The 7,429-nt window shown below is 73.1% G+C and carries 1 protein-coding gene and 1 pseudogene; both read right to left on the reverse strand.

Annotated elements, in window-relative coordinates; genetic code table 11:
* On the reverse strand, positions 1–5,876 hold a 5,876-nt coding region (locus tag N416_RS24230; protein WP_051190205.1), incomplete at its 3' end, for a hypothetical protein.
* Positions 5,877–6,231: 355 nt separating this feature from the next.
* Positions 6,232–7,429, reverse strand: a pseudogene (locus N416_RS23470) (hypothetical protein); the annotation flags it as partial.

Here is a 7,429-nt window from a genome sequence, read left to right on the forward strand (position 1 = left end):
TCGGCGCTGATGGTCGCCTCACCACCGGCCGCGCTGTCACTGCCGTTGCCGCCCTTGGCCTGAACACTGGCGAGGGCACCACCGTTGGTGGCGCTAAGAGCGGCGTCGCCACCCACACCACCGGCGCCGGCGTCACCACCTTGGACACTGCTGTCCAAGATGGAACTGCTGGCATCGACAGTGACCGTGGCCGCACCGCCGGCGAAGTCGGTCGTGGCGCTGCCGCCGGTGACCGTCACGTTCTGCGCGAGGCCGTCGACGATGACGCTGGCGACACCACCGGTCAGGCCCGCAGCCCCGGGACCGCTCGCGGTGCCGGCCCCGCCGTCACCGCCCTTTCCGCCGATGACCGTCGAATCGTCGATGGTTCCGCTGCCGCCGACATAGGCACCGCCGCCACCACCACCGCCGCCGCCGCCGTAGCCGATACCGGCACCGAGATAGCCCGCGCCGCCGTCACCGCCGCCGCCACCGACCGCGCCGACGCCGACCGCCGCACCGGTTCCACCGGCGCCGCCCTTTCCGCCGGCCGCACCAATGGCACCGTTGCCGCCGGTGCCGCCGGTGCCGCCGGACTGCGGCACCACCCCGCTCATGCCGTCGCCGTCGCCACCGTCTCCGCCGTCACCGCCGTTGCTGGCCGCGCCCGCAGCGCCGTTGCCGGCACCGGCACCCACCCCGGCCGCGCCACCGGCGCCACCGAGCGCCCCGTCGCCACCGTTGCCGCCGTTGCCTGCCAGTGCGTTACCGCCGCCACCGGAGCCGTTGCCACCATCACCGGCAGTGCCGGCCGCGCCACCGTTGCCGCCGTTGCCGGCCACCGCATCCGGGTTGCCGGAGTCGTGCAGTCCGCCCCAGCCGCCGGCACCACCGGCACCACCGGCCCCGGCGTTACCGCCGTTGCCACCATCGGTGTCGCCGACGACGGCACTGAAGCCGGTTCCGCCATCGCCACCCTCGCCGCCGTTGCCGCCCGCGCCACCGGCGCCACCGAACGCGCCGGTGCCACCGTGACCACCGTCGCCACCGGCACCACCGGCACTGCCATGACCGCCGTCGGGGCTACCGTCCACGCCGGCCGCGCCGTCAAAGCCCGCACCACCGTTGCCGCCCTGACCACCATTGCCGCCGGTGCCGGCCAAGACGCCATCGGCATCGAGACCGCCGGTACCGCCGTTGCCGCCCTTGCCGCCGGCACCACCGTCAACACCGGCCACGGTACTGGCCGCGCCGTCCTTGCCGTCGCCACCGTTACCGCCGGTACCTGCCACGCCATCCGCGGCGCGCCCGCCACCGACCTCGACACCGCCCTTGCCGGCGTTGCCGCCGACGCCACCATTGCCACCGGACGTTCCGGCCGCGGCGGCACCATCAGAAGCCGCGTCATAGCCGGCACCACCGGCACCACCGTTGCCGCCCTTGCCCGCCGAACCGTCGGCACCGTCGGCGGCCTGGACACCGCCACCGGAGAGGCCACCGGCGCCACCGGCACCGGCGTTACCGCCATTGCCACCATTGACACCGGCACCACCGTCGGGGCTGCCGGCGGTACCGGCCGTGCCCACACCACCATTGGCGCCGTCGGTGCCCGAACCGCCCTTGCCGCCGACACCACCGGCACCATGGGCCCCGGCCACCGAACCGGTGCCACCGACACCACCGTTGCCACCGACAGCGCCATTGCCACCGGAGGTACCGGCCGCCGCACCCGCGGCCACCGCGTCATAACCGGCGCCACCGGCGCCACCGGCGCCACCATCGCCACCGGCGCCCGAAGCGGACCGAGTCACGCCGTCGGCCTGTAGACCACCCAGGCCGCCGTTACCGCCATTACCGCCCGCGGTGCCGGCGGTGCCGTTGACGTTGAGGGCGTCGCCGGCAGTACCGGCAACCCCGTCCTTGCCGTCGCCACCGTTGCCGCCGACGCCGGCGGTGCCGTCAGCGGCCCGGCCGCCACCGACCTGCAGGCCACCCAGACCGGCGTTACCACCGACACCACCATTGCCACCCGCGGTCCCAGCAGCGGCCGCGACATCGGAGGCCGCGTCATAGCCGGCACCACCGGCACCACCGTTGCCGCCCTTACCGGCCACACCATTGGCACCATTAGCGGCCTGGACACCACCACCGGAGAGGCCACCGGCGCCACCGGCCCCGGCGTTACCCCCATTGCCACCATTGACACCCGCACCACCATGGGGGCTGCCGGCGGTACCGGCCGTGCCCACGCCGCCATTGGCACCGTCGGTTCCGCTGCCACCCTTGCCGCCGACACCACCGGCACCATGGTTGCCGGCCGTCGAACCGGTACCGGCCACACCACCATTGCCACCGGCACCACCACTGCCACCGGACGTGCCCGCCGCCGCACCCGCGCTGACCGCGTCATACCCGGCACCGCCAGCGCCGCCGGCACCACCGTTGCCGCCCTTGCCCGCCGCAGCCTGGGTGACACCATCGGCCTGCAGACCACCCTTGCCGCCATTGCCACCATTGCCACCGGCCGTACCGGCACCACCATTGACGCTGCCCGCGGTGCCCGCGGCGCCGGCCGTACCGGCCTTACCCGACCCGCCGTTGCCACCAACGCCAGCCGCGCCGTCAGCGGCGCGGCCACCACCGACCTGCAGGCCGCCCTGTCCGGCGTTACCACCGGCACCACCATTGCCACCGGAGGTCCCGGCCGCCGCCGCACCATCGGAAGCCGCGTCATAACCGGCACCACCGACACCACCGCTACCGCCCTTGCCGGCCACACCGTTGGCACCGTTGGCGGCTTGCGCTCCACCACCGGAGAAGCCACCGGCGCCACCAGCACCGGCGTTACCGCCATTGCCGCCATTGCCACCGGCACCACCATCGGGGCTGCCCGCCGTGCCCGCCGTGCCCGCCACACCCGTCGAGCCCGCGGTGCCCGAACCGCCCTTGCCGCCGACACCACCGGCACCATGGGTGCCGGCCGTCGAACCGGTACCGGCCACACCACCATTGCCACCGGTACCACCACTGCCACCGGACGTGCCGGCCGCGGCACCCGCGCCCACCGCGTCATAACCGGCACCGCCGGCACCACCGGCACCGCCGTTGCCGCCCTTGCCCGCCGCGGCGTGGGTGACACCGTCGGCCTGCAGACCACCCTGGCCGCCATTGCCACCGTTGCCACCGGACGTGCCGGCACCACCGTTGACGTTGACCGCATCGCCGGCAGCACCGGCGACTCCGTTCTTGCCCGATCCGCCATTGCCACCGAGACCGGCCGAGCCGTTCGCGGCGTTGCCGCCACCGACCTGAGCGCCGCCCAGACCGGCGTTACCGCCGACACCACCGTTGCCGCCGGACGTACCGGCTGCCGCCGCACCGTCCGCGGCAGCGTCATAGCCGGCACCACCGGCACCACCGTTGCCGCCCTTGCCGGCCACACCATCGGCACCATCGGCGGCCTGGACACCGCCACCGGAAACCCCACCGGCGCCACCCGCGCCCGCGCTGCCACCATTGCCACCGTGACCACCGGCACCACCGTCGGGGCTACCGGCGGTTCCCGCCGTACCGACCGAACCATGGGCGCCATCGGTGCCCGAACCACCGTTGCCGCCGACACCGCCGGCACCATGCAGACCGGCGACCAGGCCGGTACCGCCGAGGCCACCGTTGCCGCCGGCGCCGCCCGCACCGCCATCGGTTCCCGGAGCCGCACCGGCGAGCACCGCGTCATAACCGGCGCCGCCCTTGCCGCCCGCGCCGCCGTCGCCGCCGAGGCCGGTCGCGGCACGAGTGGTGCCATCGGCCTGCAAGCCGCCCACGCCACCGTTGCCGCCGCGGCCACCGGCCTGACCGGCCGTGCCGTCGACATCGCTGGCGGTGCCGTTGATCCCGTCCGCGCCGTCCTTGCCGTCGCCGCCGTCGCCGCCGGCACCGGCAACGCCGGAGACCGCCCGCGACCCGTCGGCCTCCAGACCGCCGATACCCGCGTTGCCGCCGACACCGCCGTTGCCGCCGCCCGTGCCCGCAAGCGCGCCGAGATCGGTGGCCGCGTCGTAGCCATGCCCGCCGACGCCGCCGTCGCCGCCCTTGCCGGCCGACCCGTGGGTGCCCGACGCGGCGTGGTTGCCTCCGCCGGAAGCGCCACCCGCGCCCCCGATTCCGGCGTTACCACCGGTGCCACCGTTGCCGCCGGCGCCGCCGTTCATGGTCGATGCCGTGCCTGCGGCACCGGTCGCGCCATCAGCGCCGTCGGTACCGGAACCGCCGTTGCCGCCGACACCGCCGACACCATGGGTCCCGGTGGTAGCGCCGGTTCCGCCGACACCGCCATTGCCGCCCACACCGCCGTTGCCGCCCGACGTGCCCGCGGCCGCACCGTCGGCGAGCGCGTCATACCCGCGACCACCCTGGGCGCCGTCACCACCGTTACCGCCGCCGCCTTCGGCAGCGCGCGTGACGCCGTCGGCCTCTAGGCCGCCCTTGCCACCGTTACCGCCCGCGCCGCCGTTGCCGCCGGCCGCGCCATCGGGCGACGACGCGCTGCCGTCAGCACCGGCGTAACCCGCGCCACCGTTACCACCCTGGCCACCGCTACCAGCGGTACCGCCGGTGCCGTTGGCCGCCTGCCCGCCGGCACCCTGGCCACCGACACCGCCCTGGCCCGCGTTGCCCCCGGCGCCACCGGCCTGGCCGGCGAACCCGTCCACGTGGGAGGCGTCGCCGTCCGCACCGTCGGCCCCGTCGTGGCCGTCGCCGCCGATACCGCCATCGCCACCGGCCGCGCCGACGCCCTGGTCACCTTCGGTGCCCGCGGCACCCGCAGCGGCGAACCAGCCGCCGGCACCACCGGCCCCGGCCTTGCCCGCGGCACCACCGTTACCACCGGCACCACCGTTGCCGCCGCTGATCGCGTCGACGCTGCCCGCGGTGCCGTCCTCGCCGTCAGCACCGTCGCCACCGGCGCCACCGGCGGCACCGGTGCCACCGGATCCGCCCTTACCGCCCGTACCGAACAGGAGCGAGCCCTTACCGCCGGCACCACCGTTACCGCCGGCGCCACCGTTCTGACCCGCGCCACCATCGGCGCCGGCCAAGATGCCCGCCAATCCCGCTGCGCCGACCGCACCGTCACCACCGGCACCGCCAGCCCCAGCGGTGCTGAACATTCCCCACAGCGCTGCGTCGCCACCGACGCCACCGGCACCACCGTCGCCACCCGCGGTGACCGCGCTGCCGCCATCACCACCATCACCGCCGTGGCTGAACCACGCGAACCAGCCGGCGGCCCCACCATCGCCACCGGCACCGGTGCCGAACCCGTCGCCGCCGTCACCGCCGTTGCCGCCAAACAGGCCGCCCTGGCCGCCCGCGCCGCCGTCGTAGATGCCACCGGTCCCATCGGCGTCCCATCCCGCGCCGCCGCTGCCGTAGATCCAGCCGCCGGCGCCGCCGTCGGGGTTGGCAGCAGTACCGTCAGCGCCGTTTCCGAACGGCATCAGCCAGTTGATCTCACCCCAGTTGAAGGAGGCGTCCGCTGCGCCGGGCCAGCTGAAATCAACCGCTCCGAAACCGCTGAGGTTCAGGTCAGCCAGCACCGCATCCCAGGTGGCGGTGCCGCTCCAAGAATCGAACACCCCGTCCCAGCTGGCCGAGTCCAAAACGACGCCCCACGCCGCCTGGTCACCCCAGTTGACGCTGAGGTCCGCGACGGCCGTGCCCAAGTCCTGACCGAACAGCTCCACCCACACGTCTTCGATGTCGGCGTGCGCGGTAGGCGCCGCAGCCAGCGGCCCCAACCCGAAGGCGAGAAACGCGCTCACCGCCGTGCCGGAGCCCAACGCGCGGCTGCCGCGACGACGATTCTTGTGAACGCTCGGACGGTAGCGCGACATGGCACGTGCCCCTTAGCTGCAGATATTGACGGCGATGGCATTTCTAATGGAGGGGTAGGTTAACAGGGGTAATTTCTTAGTCAACCCCTATTTCTGTGAGGATCCCGTAAGACCGCGACAACGCGTGTTTTCAGCGCCTTGAGCTGGGCTTTACTGTAATCTGAGAAGTAGGTAGTTAACGTCAAAACCTAGATTCACAGCTCTTGTACATCATTTAGCGCTGTCTCAGATTAGGTAAAAATGCGTACGGAATGTTTGCCAGGGCAGACGCGCCGGGGCGCCCACCGTGCCCAGGCTCCAACGCAACACGGCCCGGTCGAGTGACCGGGCCGTGCTGGCTTTCGTGAGGGTCGGGCTACGGCTTGTCGACGCCGTCGGGAAGGTTGACGGTGCTTCCGTCGGTGTGTTGGTTGGCGCCGTTGATGATGTCAGCGGACCCCCCGGCACCGGGCGACTCGGGGCCACTGTTGTCGACACCGGTACCGTCGCCGCCGCTACCGGCCGTCACGCTCCCGTTGGTCCACGAACTGCCCCCGGGGTCCCCGGCAGCGTTGTTCGCACCGACATTCACATACCCGCCGTCGCCACCCACACCGCCGACACCGATCCCGTCCCCGCCGGTGCCGCCGACGACCGTGACACCGGTGGCCTTGGCGTCGGTGCCCAGCGCGGTGATCTGCGAAATCCCGTTGTAGCTGATGCCACCGCCCTTGCCGCCGTCGATGCCGGCACCGCCGGTACCACCGGTGGCGGACCCACTGGCCTCAGCACCGGTACCGGTGGCCCCGATGCTGCCGCTGGTTCCGTTACCGCCAACGGAGTTCAGGCCCGTTGCAGCGCCGCCATCGCCACCGATCACAGTGCCGTGGGCCAAACCACCCTCCGCCGCCACGTAGTTACGCCCGCCCCAGATATTGGCACCACCGGCGTTACCGCCCACCGCACCGATCCCGTCGGCCGATCCACCGGTACCACCGGTCGTCTGGCCGTAGACGGTGGCGTTATGTTGCCCGTCGAGCAGCGCGCTGCCGCCCTTGCCTCCGGTACCCCCGTTGTCACCGTCACCACCGGCACCGCCGGTCACCGAACTCGGGTCACCGCCGTGGTCCGCGTCAGCGACGACCTTGCCGCCGTTGGACGCGGTGACCGTGGCACTGCCCCCCACCCCGCCGGTGCTACCGCTGCCCTCACCAGCACCTCCACTGCCGCCGGTAGCCACCACATCAGTGACGGTGCCGCCGCTCGCGGCGGTAACGGTGGCCGCACCACCACCACCACCGGCACCGCCATCGGTGCCCTCACCGGCCTTGCCACCAATCGCGGAACTGTTGGTGATCGTGCTGCCGGTACCGGTAGCGGTCATCGTCGCCGCACCGCCGGCAGCGGTGTCACTGGCATCGCCGCCGGTGACCGTGCTGCCGGTGATGACGCCGCCACCGCTAACCGTCGCCGTCGCCGCACCGCCCGCGAAGTTGGCGGTGTTCTGCCCGCTGGTGATGGTGGTGTCGGTGATGCTGCTGCCGGCCCCATCGACGATCAGCGAGTTATTGGCG

The sequence above is a fragment of the Mycobacterium sp. UM_WGJ genome (genome assembly GCF_000455125.1).
Taxonomy (GTDB): Bacteria; Actinomycetota; Actinomycetes; order Mycobacteriales; family Mycobacteriaceae; genus Mycobacterium.